15 protein-coding genes, 1 tRNA gene and 1 pseudogene are annotated in these 15043 nt (G+C 66.3%); 9 read left to right on the plus strand and 8 right to left on the minus strand.

Going from position 1 to position 15043, the window contains the following annotated elements; all coding sequences use genetic code 11:
• Positions 1-7: 7 nt before the first annotated feature.
• The 3 genes from JIM94_RS10770 to JIM94_RS10780 form a co-directional block, all read right to left on the minus strand.
• Positions 8-1438: an AMP-binding protein gene (locus JIM94_RS10770; RefSeq protein ID WP_200250217.1), complete on the minus strand. Its 1431-nt coding sequence runs from the start codon at positions 1436-1438 to the stop codon at positions 8-10.
• Positions 1435-3399: an ATP-dependent DNA helicase gene (locus tag JIM94_RS10775; protein WP_200250214.1), complete on the minus strand. Its 1965-nt coding sequence runs from the start codon at positions 3397-3399 to the stop codon at positions 1435-1437. The genes JIM94_RS10770 and JIM94_RS10775 overlap by 4 nt, the downstream gene beginning before the upstream one ends.
• Positions 3400-3662: 263 nt before the next feature.
• Positions 3663-4994, minus strand: a complete 1332-nt coding sequence (locus tag JIM94_RS10780) for a nicotinate phosphoribosyltransferase (protein ID WP_200250211.1) — start codon at positions 4992-4994, stop codon at positions 3663-3665.
• Positions 4995-5119: 125 nt separating this feature from the next.
• Between JIM94_RS10780 and clpS the strand changes: the two genes are divergently transcribed.
• The 6 genes from clpS (at position 5120) to JIM94_RS10810 (ending at position 9409) form a co-directional block, all read left to right on the plus strand.
• Positions 5120-5413, plus strand: a complete 294-nt coding sequence (gene clpS / locus JIM94_RS10785) for an ATP-dependent Clp protease adapter ClpS (RefSeq protein WP_198736867.1) — start codon at positions 5120-5122, stop codon at positions 5411-5413.
• 20 nt (positions 5414-5433) lie between these two features.
• Positions 5434-5973, plus strand: coding sequence for a DUF2017 domain-containing protein (locus tag JIM94_RS10790; RefSeq protein WP_200250202.1), 540 nt, complete (start codon positions 5434-5436; stop codon positions 5971-5973).
• Positions 5974-6030: 57 nt separating this feature from the next.
• Positions 6031-6729 (plus strand): rhomboid family intramembrane serine protease, encoded by a 699-nt coding sequence (locus tag JIM94_RS10795; RefSeq protein WP_248086448.1) that lies wholly within the window; start codon positions 6031-6033, stop codon positions 6727-6729.
• Positions 6726-7661: a serine hydrolase gene (locus JIM94_RS10800; RefSeq protein ID WP_200250199.1), complete on the plus strand. Its 936-nt coding sequence runs from the start codon at positions 6726-6728 to the stop codon at positions 7659-7661. Before JIM94_RS10795 ends, JIM94_RS10800 begins: the two co-directional genes overlap by 4 nt.
• 58 nt (positions 7662-7719) lie before the next feature.
• A complete protein-coding gene (gene murI / locus JIM94_RS10805) occupies positions 7720-8568 on the plus strand; it encodes a glutamate racemase (protein WP_248086447.1) in 849 nt (282 codons plus the stop codon).
• 73 nt (positions 8569-8641) lie between these two features.
• Positions 8642-9409 (plus strand): MBL fold metallo-hydrolase, encoded by a 768-nt coding sequence (locus JIM94_RS10810; RefSeq protein WP_200250196.1) that lies wholly within the window; start codon positions 8642-8644, stop codon positions 9407-9409.
• Between the two features lie 377 nt (positions 9410-9786).
• Here the strand turns inward: JIM94_RS10810 and JIM94_RS10815 are convergent, their stop codons facing one another.
• The 3 genes from JIM94_RS10815 to JIM94_RS10825 all read right to left on the minus strand — a co-directional run bounded on the left by JIM94_RS10815 (position 9787) and on the right by JIM94_RS10825 (position 12006).
• Positions 9787-10086: a hypothetical protein gene (locus tag JIM94_RS10815; RefSeq protein ID WP_200250193.1), complete on the minus strand. Its 300-nt coding sequence runs from the start codon at positions 10084-10086 to the stop codon at positions 9787-9789.
• A gap of 78 nt (positions 10087-10164) precedes the next feature.
• Complete coding sequence (locus JIM94_RS10820; RefSeq protein WP_200250191.1) at positions 10165-10590, minus strand: hypothetical protein; 426 nt, start codon at positions 10588-10590, stop codon at positions 10165-10167.
• Between the two features lie 366 nt (positions 10591-10956).
• Positions 10957-12006, minus strand: a complete 1050-nt coding sequence (locus JIM94_RS10825; RefSeq protein WP_200250188.1) for a zinc-dependent alcohol dehydrogenase family protein — start codon at positions 12004-12006, stop codon at positions 10957-10959.
• Between the two features lie 344 nt (positions 12007-12350).
• Between JIM94_RS10825 and rph the strand changes: the two genes are divergently transcribed.
• Positions 12351-13094: a ribonuclease PH gene (rph, locus tag JIM94_RS10830; RefSeq protein ID WP_200250185.1), complete on the plus strand. Its 744-nt coding sequence runs from the start codon at positions 12351-12353 to the stop codon at positions 13092-13094.
• 6 nt (positions 13095-13100) lie between these two features.
• Positions 13101-13733, plus strand: a pseudogene (locus tag JIM94_RS10835) (non-canonical purine NTP pyrophosphatase); the annotation flags it as partial.
• 129 nt (positions 13734-13862) lie between these two features.
• Here the strand turns inward: JIM94_RS10835 and JIM94_RS10840 are convergent.
• Both JIM94_RS10840 and JIM94_RS10845 read right to left on the minus strand, forming a co-directional pair.
• Complete coding sequence (locus JIM94_RS10840; protein WP_248086445.1) at positions 13863-14222, minus strand: DUF3817 domain-containing protein; 360 nt, start codon at positions 14220-14222, stop codon at positions 13863-13865.
• Positions 14223-14237: 15 nt separating this feature from the next.
• A complete protein-coding gene (locus tag JIM94_RS10845) occupies positions 14238-14627 on the minus strand; it encodes a hypothetical protein (protein ID WP_200250179.1) in 390 nt (129 codons plus the stop codon).
• 123 nt (positions 14628-14750) lie between these two features.
• Between JIM94_RS10845 and JIM94_RS10850 the strand changes: the two genes are divergently transcribed.
• Positions 14751-14832, plus strand: a tRNA-Leu gene (locus JIM94_RS10850).
• Positions 14833-15043: the final 211 nt, after the last annotated feature.

Below are 15043 nucleotides of genomic sequence, written 5' to 3' on the forward strand. Positions count from 1 at the left end.
CACGGGGTCAGGATCCGAGCCGGACCGTGGGCAGTGAGTGCCGCTGCACCTTTCCCGCCGCCGACCGGGGGACACCGTCGACGATCTGCACGGACCGGATCCGTTCATAGGGAGCCGTCCGCTCCGCGACGGCGGCGATGACGGCCCCCTCATCCGGGCGTGTCCCCTCGGCGGGGACCACGAAAGCGACTGGGCACTCATCTCCGTCCGCCGTGAAACCCCTGGTGACCACGCAGTCCAGGACACCGGGGAGCGAGGTCACGATCCTCTCCAACCTGGAGGGGGACACCAGGTACCCACGGGAATTGATCACGTCGCCCATCCTGTCGATGAGACGAACGCCGCCGGTTCCGTCACGCTCGGCCCAGTCACCGGTCCGCAACCAGCCGTCCCGGAACCGTTCCGCGGTCCGCTCCGGGTCGTCGAGGTATCCGGCCATGACCTGCGGACCCCGCACCCACAGTTCACCTGCACCGCCCGGAGGGACGTCCGCACCCGTCTCCGGATCGACGATCCGGTCGCGGGTGTCCGGCAGCGGGTGCCCGATGCTGTCCGGGGGACAGTCGGCGTGGACGGCGAGATGGGTGACCGGTGACGCCTCCGTCAGCCCGTAGCCCTGGATGACCCGTGCCCCGGTACGTCGTGCGACCCTCCCGGAGACGCCCGCATCCAGTGCCGCAGCCCCGTTGATGACGGTGCGGAGCGCGGAGAAGTCGGTCTCCGCCGCGAGCGGATGATCCGCCAGCAACCGGCCCAACGGCGGTGCGATGAAGGAGAGCGCCACACCATGCTCACCGTGCCCCCGGAGGAAACGCTCCGCGTCGAACGGCTCCGCGATGATGTGCGCACGCAGGTGCAACGGTGCGTTGAGCAACGACGTCATGCCGTAGGCGTGGGTGAAGGGGAGCACGGACATGCACGCCTCACCCGCGGACAACGGGAGTACCGAGGAGAACTGCACCGTGTTGGCGACGATGTTCCGGTGCGTCAGGAGGATCGCCTTCGGCTCCGCCGTCGTACCCGAGGTGAAGGGGAGAACCGCAACGGCATCCGGATCCACCGGCTGCGGGGCCAACGGTGTCCCGGGCGTCGAACGCAAACCGGTGACGACACCGGGGTCGACGACGAGAACCGCTCCGGCGCGCCGCACCTGCCACTCCCGGTCCCTCGGCGGCACCTGCATCCCGACCGGGACGACCGTGGCACCGACGGACAGGACCGCGTGGAACACGACGGCGAAGTCAATCCCGTTCGGGACCTGTACGGCGACACGGTCACCCGCGCGGATACCCCGGTGCCGGAGAGCGCCGGCGATCTGCGCCACCTCCCCGGCGAGCTGCCGGTAGGTGACCGTACGCTCCGGATCGGTGATCGCCGGGGTATCCGGGAGATCACCGGTGAACAGAAGCTCGGGCAGGGAACGGTCGGGATGGATCACCGGGAGACCAACCTTTCGAGGGCACCGCGGACCACCGCGGGGTCGGAGGTACGCCAGAACGGGGGCATGGATCTGAGGAGGAAAGAGCCGTAGCGGCGGGTGACCAGGCGGTTGTCCAGGACGGCCACGACACCACGGTCATCGGTACGCCGCAGCAGCCGGCCGGCCCCCTGGGCCATGAGCAGTGCGGCATGACTGGCGGCGACCTCCATGAACCCGTTCCGTCCGTCCGCGTCCGCCGCGTCCTTCCGCGCCTGCAGCAGGGGGTCGTCGGGACGGGGGAAGGGGATCCGGTCGATGATGACCAGTGAGCACGTCCGCCCCGGGACATCGACCCCCTGCCACAGGGACAGGGTGCCGAACAGGCAGGTGTTCTCGCTCCGCGCGAACCTCTCCACCAGCGCACCCGTCCCGTCATCGCCCTGGCAGAGAACGTCGAACGGCAGACGCAGACGCATCGCCCCGGCCGCCTGCTCCGCCGCGCGCCGGGAGGAGAACAGCCCGAGGGTCCGTCCACCGGCGGCGGTGATCAGACCGGCGATCTCGTCGAGCGTCTGCTCGGGCAACCCGTCCCGTCCCGGATCCGGCAGGTCGCGGGCCGTGTAGAGGATCCCGGCCTTCGCCGGATCGAACGGGGTACCGGCGTCGAGACTGTCGTAGGAACCCCTCGCGAGGCCCCACGCGGCGGCCATCGCGTCGAAACGCCCGCCGAGCGTCAACGTCGCGGACGTCAGGATCACCGTCTGCTCCGCGAACAGGCGCGACGCGAGCAGACCCGCGACGGACAGCGGAGCGACACGGAGGGTGTCGCCACGCCGGTCGTCCCGGTTCAACCACACCACGTCCTGCTGTTTCGTCGGATCAGCGGTGGCGAAGACCTCCAGCACCCGGACGATCGAGTCATGCGTCTCCTGTAGTGCGGTCGCCACCGACTGCCGCTCCGCGGCCGTCGCCGGATCGTTGGCGACCTCCCCGTCGGGGCTCCGGGCGATCGACTGCCGCAGCGACCACAACGCGTCCCTGAGCGCGGTGAGCAGTGACGTCGCCGACGGGTCGATCACGTTCCACCGGCCCTCCGGCATCGCGGCGGACAGCTTCTCCCAGTCGCCCGCGAGTGCGCTGACCTTCTCGTCGCGTCCCTCCGCCCCGAGTTTCCCCGCGCGCTTGGCCAGCAGCGTCAACGCAGGACCGGAGATCTCCGCCGTCGCCACCGCCGTGATCCGCCCGTCCAGTTCGTGGGCCTCATCGATGACCACGACATCGTGCTCCGGGAGGATGGTGCCCTCCGACAGGGCGTCGATGGCGAGCAGTGCATGGTTGGTCACCACGACGTCGACGTCCTGGGCCTGTCTCCGGGCGGACTCCGCGAAGCAGTCCTCGCCGTGCGGACAGCGGTTCGCCCCCAGGCACTCGCGCGCGGTGACACTGACCTGCTTCCACGCCAGATCGGGGACGCCCGGATCCAGGGAATCGCGGTCGCCGCTCTCCGTCTCCTGCGCCCACTCGTTCAGTCGCACGATGTGCCGGCCCATCCAGGAGAGATCCGCCTCGTCGATCAGCGCCTCCTCCGAGGCCTCCGGCTGGCTGATCTTGTTCAGGCACAGGTAGTTCGACCGGCCCTTCAGGATCGCGAAGGTCGGGCGCCTACCCATCACCGGTTCCAGGGCGTCCGCCAGGCGGGGGAGATCCCGTTCCACCAGCTGCCGTTGCAGGGCGATCGTCGCGGTGGAGACCACCACGGTGGTGCCCGTGGCCTGAGCGTGGGCGAGTGCCGGAATGAGGTACGCCAGTGATTTACCCGTACCGGTGCCGGCCTGCACCGCGAGGTGACGCTCCTCCCGCATCGCCTTCGTCACGGCGTTCAGCATCGCGACCTGTCCGGGGCGCGTGGTGCCGCCGATCGCGGACACCGCCGTCCCGAGGAGCTGGGCGGTGTCCGGGGAGAGCGCGGAGTCGGGCATGGATCCTTCCCGCAGGGGTGTGGTGAGTCAGAGGTGCATTCCGTGGCGGCCGGGAACCGGGCTGATCGCGACCGCGTGGAACGGGCTGTCCTGCAGTCTAACCTCCGACCGAACCTGGCACGGTGTCGTGACGGGGATCGCTGTGCGATACCGCTGGACGACACTCCTGAGCTGGTGCAGGAGGACAGGGCGGGGCGCCGAGAGCCCGACCCCGGAACGCTGTTGCACGCCGGGGTCGGGCTCTCGGATCAGGACAGGGGGGATCAGAAGCCGACGAACCGGGCGCTGAGGGCGGGTTCGTCCCGGGACAGGGCGAGCCCCTCCCAGGGCAGGGTGACCAACTGGGCCGCGAGGTGATCGCGTGCCTCGGTCAGCGTCGGCAGGCCGTCAACGGGTCGGCCGTCCCGGACCATCGGGATGGTCAGTTCACGGGCGGTCAACGTCCCGGTGTCCGGTGTGCCGGCGTCGATCGGCAGCACGAGCTCCTCGACGGCGGTACCCGTGTCCCGGTGGGTGCGCAACGCCCGTTTCGCGCCGCCACGGCTCGCCTTGTTGCGGGAACGCTTGGCGACGGGCTTTCCGTCGACCTCGACGAGTTTGTACACCATGCCCGCCGTCGGGGCACCGGAACCGGTGACGACGGAGGTGCCCACACCGTAGATGTCCACCGGATCACCGGACAGTCCGGCGATCGCGAACTCATCCAGGTCGGAGGACACGACGATCTTCGTGTTGTGGTTGCCGAGGGAATCCAGCTGGCGGCGGACCTGACGGGTCAGCATGCCGAGGTCCCCGGAGTCGATCCGGACGGCACCGAGTCCGGGGCCACCGACCCGCACCGCGGTCTCGACACCGTTGGTGATGTCGTAGGTGTCGACCAGGAGAGTGGTGCCCACGCCGAGGGCGTCGATCTGCGCGCGGAACGCGGCCTCCTCGTTCGGGGTCCCGTCCTCGTTGACGTGCAGCAGCGTCCATGAGTGCGCTGCGGTGCCACCGGCGGGAATCCCGTAGCGGAACGCCGCCTCCAGATTGGAGGTCGAGTGGAAACCGGCGAGATAGGCCGCGCGCGAGGAGGCGACCGCCGCGTACTCGTGGGTCCGGCGGGACCCCATCTCGATGATCATCCGGCCGTTCGCGGCGGTGACCATTCGTGCGGCGGCGGACGCGACGGCCGAGTCGGCGTTCATGATGGAGAGGATCACCGTCTCCAGGAGCACGCACTCGGCGAACATACCCCGGACCGTGAGGATGGGGGAGTGCGGGAAATAGAGCTCACCTTCCCGGTATCCGTCGATCTGGCCCGAGAAACGATAATCGCGCAGGTAATCCAGGGTGCGGTCATCGAGGAAATCCAGTGACGCCAGCTGCTCCTCGGTGAACACGAAGTCCCGTACCGCACGGAGGACACGCTCGGTTCCGGCGACGACACCGTAGCGGCGCTCGTTGGGGAGCCGGCGGGCGAAGACCTCGAAGGCGCACTCACGGTCGGCGGTGCCGTCACGCAGCGACGCCTGGAGCATCGTCAGCTCGTACATGTCCGTCAGGAGTGCACTGGAACGGCGATTGTCTGTTGATTCCGGGGTGATGTGGTTCACGCGGACCACTGTAGTCGCATAGTTTCGTCCGCAGGGAGTGACGGAGCACCACCGGAGCGTCGGGAAGAGCGCCCGGAGCCGTGCCGGTACCGCAATCGGGTACGGAAACGGATAGTCTTGTGGGCATGAGTTCGCCCACACCAGTACCAGTAGAGACGGAGAACGTCGAGGTCCTCACGAGTGAGAACCTTCCCTGGATGTGCATCGTCTGGGATGATCCGGTCAACCTCATGAGCTACGTCACCTACGTGTTCGAGACCGTACTCGGGTACGACCGGAAACGGGCCACGGAACTGATGATGCAGGTTCACACGGAGGGGAAGGCCGTGGTGTCGTCGGGGGAGAAGGACAAGGTGGAGGCGGACGTCAAGAAGCTGCACACCGCAGGCCTGTGGGCGACGATGCAGCAGGCCGGGTAGGAGAGGGGAGACACGGGACAATGGAACCCTGGAAACGCAGAAAAGGACTGATCCGAGGCCGGGCCCGCTTCACCGCGACCTTCGACCCGATGGAACGCGAGGTCCTCGGTGACCTCGCGGCGACCGTCGCGGAAGCGCTGATCCGCCGGGCCCAGTCCGCCCCCAGGGATGAACTCGCCGAAATGACGGGCATGCCCAGCGGGCACAGGGAAGCCCCGGACGACCCCGCCCTCCGGCGGCTGCTCCCCGACTTCGAGCGTGAGGGCGACGAGGAATACGAGGGCGACAACTCGCTGTTGCGCAGTCTCCACGAGAACGACATCTGCCGGGGGAAGCTGGAGAACCTCCAGTTCATCACCGAAGCCCTCGGCCCCGACGGCAACGTCGCCGTCGTCGTACCCGAGTCGGAGGTCCACGCGTGGATCGCCGGCCTCAACGACATCCGCCTCTACGTGGCCTCCGGTGAGGTCAACGGTGAAGCGGCGGAAGAGGAGCGTTCCCGACTCGTCGAATGGCTCGCCTTCAACCAGGACTCACTGCTCGCCGCCCTCATGGGGTGACCGAACCAGCCGCCACCCACGGGAATCCCCGCGAGTCACCGACGACGAGGAAATGACGTGCCCCAGTACCCCGACAACCCCGGATTCGACCTACCCGACCCCTCCCCAGGCTGGCCGGGGCAGGTCCCTCCCGCCACCACCACACCGGGTCCGTCACCCGTGGCTGCGGGCGGGACACGCCTGCGCACCGCGATGAACCTCACCACCGGATGGGTCGCACTCATCTGGACCGTGTTCCTGCTCAACATCATCAGCGGTGGACACCTCAACTCCTTCGGTATCCACCCCCTGGACCCCACCTTCCTCCCGGCCGTCCTCAGCGCACCGTTCCTGCACGCCGGGTTCGCCCACATCATGGGCAACACGACCGTGGGCGTCGTCGCCGCATTCCTCATCGGGCTCTCCGGTAGGCGCGCATTCTTCGAGGTCACGGCCATCTGCATCATCATCGGGGGACTGGGCACCTGGCTGTTCGGCGGTGTGGGAACCAACCACATCGGTGCCTCCGGCGTGGTCTACGGCTGGATGAGTTACCTGGTCGTGCGTGGCTTCTACAACCGCTCCCCCGGACAGATCGTCGTCGGAGCGATCCTCGTCTTCTCCTTCTCCGGCATGATCCACGGTTTCCTCCCGCAGACCGGACTGTCCTGGCAGGGGCACCTCTTCGGGGCGGTCGGCGGCGTGGTCGCGGGCGCCACCATCACCTCCGATGATCCGGTGCGCACCGGGCCACGCCGGGGACGGGGACTGCCGTGAGAGGCGGAAGAGCCGCACCGTTCCTGTGTGCCCCGGCACTCGTCGTGGCCCTGACCTCGTGCACCATTCCCACCGGTGACCGGGGTGATGCGGCGGAGGATGCCCCGGTTTCCGCGACCACGTCGAGGGAAGCCACCCCCTGGGTCACCGGTGACACGCCGACGACATCCCGGGCACCTGAACTGCAACGCGCGGCGGACCGGATCTCCGCTGCGGCGGTGGGGGACGGCGGGGTCGGTGTCGCACTCGACGACGGCCGGGACACGGTGACGGCGGGGACGGTCCTGACCGGTCCGGCCTGGTCGACGGTGAAGATCCCCGTGTCCATGGCCGTCCTGTTCCACGGGGCGGGGGACAAGGACATCGCGGAGACAGTGGACAGGGCCGTCACCAGCAGTGACAACGCCGCCTTTGACACCCTCTGGTATTCCCTCGGAGGGGGTGCCGACGCGGCGACCGCCACCGAAATGATCCTCCGGAGGGCGGGCGACGACACCACGGTCACCCCCGAGATCACCAGGCCCGGGTTCTCCGCGGCGGGACAGACCCCGTGGGCCCTGTCCGATCAGGCCGGGTTCGCACAACGGTTGACCTGTGTCCCGGGGGCCGGCGCGGTACTGACGGCGATGAACGGCATCGTCGATGACCAGTCCTACGGGCTCGGTCGCGTACCCGATCTCCCCTTCAAGGGAGGCTGGGGGCCCGACGAGAACGGCGACTACCTCGTCCGGCAGTTCGGTGTCCTCCGAACCCCCGGCGGACACCTCGGTGTCGCACTGGCCGTGCGCCCGGACGACGGCACCTATGACACCGGAAGGGAGATGCTCGACCGGATGGCACGTGCACTGCAGACGGAGATCGACGCGGGAACCTTCGTGGACGCGGCCGAGTGCGAACCCGAGTCCCCGCCGGAGGATTCGTCCCGACCGTGACAACCCGTTAACACCGGACCGTCACAGCCGTCGGTCATCGACGGATAGGATCGGTGAGGTGAGTACCCCGAAGCCCCCAGTCGACGAGATCATCCGCGCCGAGACACCTCCGACGGCGGATTCCCCGATCGGGATATTCGACTCCGGTGTCGGTGGGCTGACGGTCGCCCGCACCATCGTCGACCAGCTCCCCGACGAATCGATGATCTACATCGGTGACACGGGTAACGGCCCCTACGGGCCGCTACCGATCCGCCGTGTCCGGGAACACTCGATGGCGGTCGCGGATGAACTCGTCCGACGGGGCTGCAAGATGATCGTGATCGCCTGCAACACCGCCACCTCGGCATTTCTCCGTGACGCCCGCGAACGGTACGACATCCCCGTCATCGGCGTGATCCTGCCAGCGGTCCGTCGTGCGGTGTCCACCACCCGCAACGGGCGGATCGGGGTCATCGGTACCACCGGGACCATCAAATCGGGTGCCTACCAGGAGCTGTTCTCCGCATCGCCCTCCGTCGAGTGCGTGGCCACCGCGTGCCCGAGCTTCGTGGATTTCGTGGAACGGGGAATCACCTCGGGACGACAGATACTCGGGGTCGCGCAGGCCTACGTGGAGCCGCTCCAGGCGGCGGGCGTCGACACGCTCGTCCTCGGCTGCACGCACTATCCGCTGCTCAGTGGTGTCATACAGCTCGCCATGGGGGAACACGTCACCCTGGTGTCGTCCGCGGAGGAAACCGCCAAGGATGTTCTGCGGACACTGAGCCAGATGGATCTTCTCTCCGAGTCCGGAACCCCGACACGTACCTTCGAATCGACCGGAGACCCGGTGCTTTTCACCCAGCTGGCGGGCCGTTTCCTGGGTCCTGATGTGACACAGGTCAGTCACCTCGACGGACTGTAATCCGAGCCGGACACGACATGTTTTCGGGTCGACGGATACCCATGTCACGTTGAGTCATGGCACAGTGATCCCTATGAAGTTGACGATCCTCGGGTGCACCGGGAGCCTGGGAGCCCCCAAAGGCCCCGCCTCCGGCTACCTTCTGCGCGGAAAGCGCGGCCCCTCGGTGATCATGGATTTCGGACCCGGGACACTCGCCGCCCTCCAACAGATCCAGGATCCGGCGGACGCCCACATCATGTTCTCCCACCTGCACGCGGACCACTGCCTGGACTTCCCCTCTCTGATGGTCTGGCGTCGTTACCACCCGGCGTCGGCGGCTCCGGCACGCAATCTGTGCTGCGGTCCCCTGGATCTGCCGAGTCGGTTGGGTCGGATCTCCGCGGACATCGAGGGCGACGTGGACGACATGTCCGATTCCTTCGCCTTCGTGCCGTGGCGGCACGGGGAATCCGAGATGGTCGCCGATTTCAGGGTGACACCGTATTCCGTGGTCCATCCCATCGAGGCGTACGGACTCCGGGTGGAAGAACCCTCGACCGGGCGGGTACTGGCCTACTCCGGCGACACCGGGTGGTGCGACAACCTCGTCGAACTCGCCCGTGACGCCGACGTTTTCCTGTGTGAGGCGACCTGGGGAGATGACCCGGAGGGCAAACCCGGGGACATGCACATCTCGGGGCAGGAAGCGGGTCGGGCCGCACGACTCGCGGGTGTTCGGACACTTGTTCTCGTCCACATACCGCCGTGGGTGGATGAGGCCGCGACGGTCGACGCCGCCCGTTCCGAGTTCGACGGAGAGATCATCCTCGGGTACGCGGGGATGGAACTGGATCTGTAACCGCGTGCCGATGGCTGTCCAGGATTGTCGGTGAGAAGCCACTGAGTGAGATTGAACCCTGCTGAGCAGGGTTTTTTCAGTTTCGGGGGTAGTGAACACCTCCCCCTCTAATGGAAAAGGTGACCATTAAGCCCGAAGGGGCTAACTTTGTTGGTAATCATTGTCTATTAGTTCTGGAGTTGGTCATGCACCTGAGGAACCGGGCACTGGCAGTCGCCTTTGCCTCCGCGCTGCCACTTGCCGTGATGTCACCCGCCATCGCCCCCGCAGAGGAATCTCCGCAGGAAAACACGGTGGAGAACGCCGCAAGCACCGAAGTTGAAACGGAAGAAACGGCTGAACCCACGGCAACGCCCGCACGTGAAGATACCTCCCGGTCATCGGACCATGACCACGGTGACGGACATGATCATGGCGGGCACGATGGGCATGACCACGACCACGACCACGACGGGCACGATCATGATCACGGTGACGGGCATGACCACGGCGGGCATGATGAGCATGGGCACGATCACGACGGTCATGATCACGACCACGGTGACGATCACGACCACGGTGACGATCATGATCACGGTGATGGGCATGACCACGGCGGGCACGATGGGCATGGACACGATCACGACGGTCATGATCACGACCACGGTGACGATCATGACCATGATGGGCATGACCATGAAAAGGAACCGGAATCCTCTTCGGGGTTAACTGGTTCCTCGGAAAGTGGATTCTGGTCGAGTTCCAAGTCTCCAGATTCAAATGCCGGTGACCATGACCATGACGGCCATGACCACGATCACGGGCACGACCACGGACATGACCACCACGACCATGGTCACGATCACGATCACGGGCACGACCACGGACATGACCACCACGACCATGGTCACGATCACGATCACGATCACGGGCACGACCACGGACATGACCACCACGACCATGGTCACGATCACGATCACGGGCATGACCACCACGGGCACGACCATGGACATGATCACGGGCACGACCACCATGGTCATGGCCACGATCACGGGCATGACCACCACGGGCACGACCATGGACATGATCACGGGCACGACCACCATGGACATGACCACCACGGGCATGATCACGGCCATGACCACCACGGACACGACCATGGACATGGCCACGACCACGGACATGGCCATGACCACGGGCATGCGGAGCGTCAGTGGAAGGGGCGTGACAGTGTCGAGGCTGGCGGGCGTGGGACGTCGGTGTCCATGAGTGAAACGCAGTCTGGCTCTGTGTCCGCTGATGCGGGCTCCGATATCCGGCAGACTGCTTCCGACGGGGAGGGGCGTTCCGGGGCTGGTGTCGTCTGGACGGCGTCTCTGGTGATCGGTGCGCTGGTGCTTGCTGCTGTGGCGGGGGTTGTGCGTCGTCGTCGGCGCTGAGGTCTCGGCCCGGGGTATGGGTGACGCCCCAGCGGTGTGGTGGGAGAGTGGTTTCTCCCGCTCGCCCGCTGGGGCGTCATTTCATTGTGTGGGCGGGATTGTGTCTGTCTTGTCCCGCTTTACATTGGGTTAGGGCGTGATGACGAGCTTCACGGCCTTGTTCTCTGCGGCGTTGGCGAACAGGTCGTACGCCTCGATGAACTGGTCCATGGTGAAGTGGTGTGTGGCCATCTTCTTGGCGGGCAGTTTGCCGGATTCGACCATGCGCATCAGCTTGTCGATGGAGTGGCCGTCGATGAGGCCCATGGAGATGCTGATGCTGGAGATCCAGAGGTCCTGGAGCGGCAGGTCGATGGACTTGCCGTGGACGCCGACGTTGGCGACGTTGCCGTGCGGGCGGACGATGTCGAGGCAGGTCTTGAACGTCTGCGGGATGCCGACGGCCTCCACCGCGACATCGACGCCGAGGCCGTCGCTCGACAGTGCCTTGATCTTCTCGACGGCGTCGGGGTCGCTGGCGTTGACCTTGTGGGTGGCGCCGAACTCGATGGCGGTGTCCATCCGGTTCTCGTCCATGTCGACGGTGATGACGCGGCCTGCGCCGGCGAGGCTCGCGGTCATGACCGCGGAGAGTCCGACGGGGCCGGCTCCGACGATGGCGACGGTGTCACCGGGTTTGGTGTTGCCGTTGAGGATGCCGATCTCGAAACCGGTGGGGAGTGCGTCGGTGAGGAAGAGGACGTCTTCGTCGGAGAGGCCCTCGGGGACCGCGTAGAGGGAGGTCTCGGCGTAGGGGACCCGGCAGAACTCGGCCTGGGTGCCGTCGATGAGGTGGCCGAGGATCCAGCCGATACCGCCGACGGTCTGGCAGTGGGAGTAGTTGCCGACCTTGCAGAAGCTGCACTTTCCGCAGGAGGTGATCGCGGGAATGATGACGCGGTCGCCGACCTTGAACTCGGTGACGGCGTCGCCGACCTCGGTGATGGTGCCGACGGCTTCGTGGCCGAGGATTCGGCCGTCAGTCACGGCGGGGACGTCGCCCTTGAGGATGTGGAGGTCGGTGCCACAGATGGTGGTTGCATCGATCTTGCAGATGACGTCGGTGGGTTCCTGGATGGTGGGATCCGGTACCTCTTCCCAGGACTTCTGGCCCGGGCCGTGATAGACAAGTGCCTTCATGATGAGATCTCCTTGTTGAGATTGGTTTTCACTTGCAGTCGGTTCGTGTGAACCTATGGATCGAAGCTAGCGCATTTTCGCACCCTGCATCGGGGTATTTTTGCGTGTGGTTTTTAAACCCCAGCTCAGGGCCGCATTTTTGATTGTGTCAAAATGCGGGGGTATTAACATTTTTGTGTTGGTGGGTGTCGCCGAAGTTGTGAAGATTCGATGTGGGGCTCCTGTGCGGTACCGCGTTCCGACGTCCCGGACGTGTGCGTGAACGGCCTCTGTGACGGATGTCCCGCTTCCGTGGACCGGGAGGTCTGCGGGGGAGGGGAGGGGCGCCGGGTATTCTGGCCCGCATGACTTCTTCTTTCACCCGTGCAGACGGACGCTCCCTCGACGAGATGCGTCCGGTGTCCATCACCCGAGGTTTCACCACCAATCCCGCAGGCAGTGTCCTGGTCGAGTTCGGCAACACCCGGGTCATGTGCACCGCCTCCGTCGAGGAGCGGATCCCGCGTTTCAAGGTCGGCTCCGGCGAGGGCTGGCTGACCGCCGAGTATTCGATGCTTCCCGCCGCGACGCATGACCGTATGCCCAGGGAGTCCATGCGGGGCAAGGTCAAGGGGCGTACGCACGAGATCTCCCGGTTGGTCGGCCGCTCACTGCGCGCCGCCATCGATCTCTCCCAGCTCGGTGAGAACACCATCGCCCTGGACTGTGACGTCCTCCAGGCGGACGGTGGTACCCGAACCGCCGCCATCACCGGTGCCTATGTGGCCCTGGCGGACGCGGTCGCCGCGTTGCGTGAGCGGGGTGTCCTGGCGGGTGATCCGCTGCTGCCCCCGGTCGCCGCCGTCTCCGTCGGCATCATCGACGGTCGTGTGTGCCTCGATCTCCCCTATGAGGAGGACTCCCGCGCCGAGGTCGACCTGAACGTCGTGATGACTGAGTCCGGTAACTTCGTCGAGGTCCAGGGCACCGGCGAGGCCGGCACCTTCTCCCGGGACCAGCTGAACGCGATGCTGGACTCCGCCGAGATCGGCTGCCGCCAGCTCATCGCCGCCCAGAAGGCCGCTCTCGAAGCACCTCTGAAGGGCTGAGCGCCGGTGCTTCTCCATGTGGCGTCTCACAATCCCAAGAAGCTGAGGGAACTCCGCCGGGTCCTGGATGCCGCCGGTGTCGAGGGGGTGGAACTGCTCTCCTCCGAGGATCTCCTCGGGTACCCGGAGCCGGTCGAGGACGGGCGGACCTTCGCCGACAACGCCCTCATCAAGGCCCGGGCCGGCGTGGCGGCCACCGGTATCACCACGCTCGCCGACGATTCCGGGCTCGCGGTCGAGGAACTGGGTGGTATGCCCGGTGTCCTGTCCGCCCGGTGGTGCGGCAGACACGGCGACGATGAGGCGAACAATGAGCTGCTCCTCGCGCAGATGGCGGATGTGCCGCTCAAGCGCAGGAAAGCCGCCTTCGTCTCGGTCTGTGCCCTCGTCACCCCCGATGGTGAGGAGTGGGTCGAGAAGGGCGCCTGGTCCGGCCGCCTCGTCCGGACCCCGGTCGGTGAGAACGGCTTCGGCTACGATCCGCTGTTCATTCCGGAAGAGGAGGATGAACGTGTCGAGGGCACCGACGAGCGCCCCAGATCCTCGGCGGAACTGTCGCCGGAGGAGAAGGATGCACTGTCGCACCGCGGCAAGGCACTGGCTGCCCTCGTGCCGGCGCTGGCGGAACTCGCCCGACGGTCGGAGATCGAGGGTACGGCCGTGGGGACGGACGAAGGACGCCTCATCGCGGTGGGAACCGACGATGAGGCGGAGGGGGAGGACGCGGACGCTGACGCGGGGGAATCCCGCGACAGCTGAACGTGCGGCCTAGAGGTTGAACGCCGTCGTGACCTCACGGCGGCGTTTCTGCTCCATCCAGAAGGAGAAGAACGGGATCGTGCCGGCGAGTGCGGTGGTCAGCCAGCGGATCGGTTCCCACCTGGCCTTGATCCCGAGATTCATCGTGGCCATGAGATAGCACATGTAGAACAGGCCGTGGAGTTGTCCGATCAGGTTCGCCCAGCTCGGCATCTCGACGTGGAAGATGTAGTCGAGAATCATGCGGCCGGTGAGTATGAGCAGCCAGATGCCGGTCACCCAGGCGGCGACCACGAAGATCCGGAGGGCGGTCCGGATCCGGGCCTGGCGGCCGTTCGGTCGATTGCTGTCGATGGTGGGGGCAGTCACGTGGGGGAGCCTCTTTCACTCGGTGGTGTCGCGGCGGCGACGGGGGGTGTTCAGGGCATTGAACGTGTCGACGTCGATTGACGGCCGGGGCGGCAGGAAATCCTCGTCGATCTCCGTGATCTCCCCACGTGCTTCGCGTTCGGCACGTTCCCTTTCCGCGGGGGCCTGTCCCGTTTCCTCGACCTCCCGTTCATACTGTCCGATCTTCCGGTAGGCGTAGATGAAGAAGATGCCGAATGTCGGCCACTGGAGGGCGTATCCGAGGTTCTGGAAGGACCCGGACCCGGACTGGAAGCGTGTCCACTGCCACCAGGCCAGCAGCAGGGTCGCGAGAACCGCGACGGCGAGGAGCAGGAGCCGGAAGAGGCGGACGCTGGCGCGTACCTGTTTCCTGGGCTTGTCCATGTCGTTCACATCTGTCGACGATACCTCACCACGGTTCCCGGGAGGTCACGTGGAGCGGTCCTGATTCGGACGTGCGGATCGTTGATTGTAGGATGACGCCCAGCGCACGGTGACCGTGTGCGGGCGCCCGTGGCGGAATTGGCAGACGCGCTGGATTTAGGTTCCAGTGTCTTATGACGTGGGAGTTCAAGTCTCCCCGGGCGCACGCTCAGGCCCCTCCGGTCCCTCTGGATCGGAGGGGCCTTCTTCGTGCCGGTGTGTGGGTGGCGGGCGTGTCGGGCGGTGACGGAGGTCGTTCGCCCGGGGGGAGTGCGGTCCGGTGGAGTCCGTGAGTCGGGGGCGGTGGTGTCCGGGCGGTGTACACACCCCTTTGTGGGGGTATGCCATTCTGTTGTGGGGGCGAAACAGTTTGTCCC

This window comes from Corynebacterium pygosceleis (assembly GCF_016595275.2).
Taxonomy (GTDB): domain Bacteria; phylum Actinomycetota; class Actinomycetes; order Mycobacteriales; family Mycobacteriaceae; genus Corynebacterium; species Corynebacterium pygosceleis.

What these genes read in the sequence shown, in the direction of transcription:
- JIM94_RS10775 (WP_200250214.1), bottom strand. Translation starts at nt 3,399, where the DNA reads ATGCCCGACTCCGCGCTCTCCCCGGACACCGCCCAGCTCCTCGGGACG.
- clpS (WP_198736867.1), top strand. Translation starts at nt 5,120, where the DNA reads ATGAGTTCGCCCACACCAGTACCAGTAGAGACGGAGAACGTCGAGGTC.
- JIM94_RS10790 (WP_200250202.1), top strand. Translation starts at nt 5,434, where the DNA reads ATGGAACCCTGGAAACGCAGAAAAGGACTGATCCGAGGCCGGGCCCGC.
- JIM94_RS10810 (WP_200250196.1), top strand. Translation starts at nt 8,642, where the DNA reads ATGAAGTTGACGATCCTCGGGTGCACCGGGAGCCTGGGAGCCCCCAAA.
- JIM94_RS10815 (WP_200250193.1), bottom strand. Translation starts at nt 10,086, where the DNA reads ATGGTCATGCCCATCATGGTCATGATCGTCACCGTGGTCGTGATCATG.
- JIM94_RS10820 (WP_200250191.1), bottom strand. Translation starts at nt 10,590, where the DNA reads ATGCCCGTGGTCATGGCCATGTCCGTGGTCGTGGCCATGTCCATGGTC.
- JIM94_RS10825 (WP_200250188.1), bottom strand. Translation starts at nt 12,006, where the DNA reads ATGAAGGCACTTGTCTATCACGGCCCGGGCCAGAAGTCCTGGGAAGAG.
- rph (WP_200250185.1), top strand. Translation starts at nt 12,351, where the DNA reads ATGACTTCTTCTTTCACCCGTGCAGACGGACGCTCCCTCGACGAGATG.
- JIM94_RS10845 (WP_200250179.1), bottom strand. Translation starts at nt 14,627, where the DNA reads ATGGACAAGCCCAGGAAACAGGTACGCGCCAGCGTCCGCCTCTTCCGG.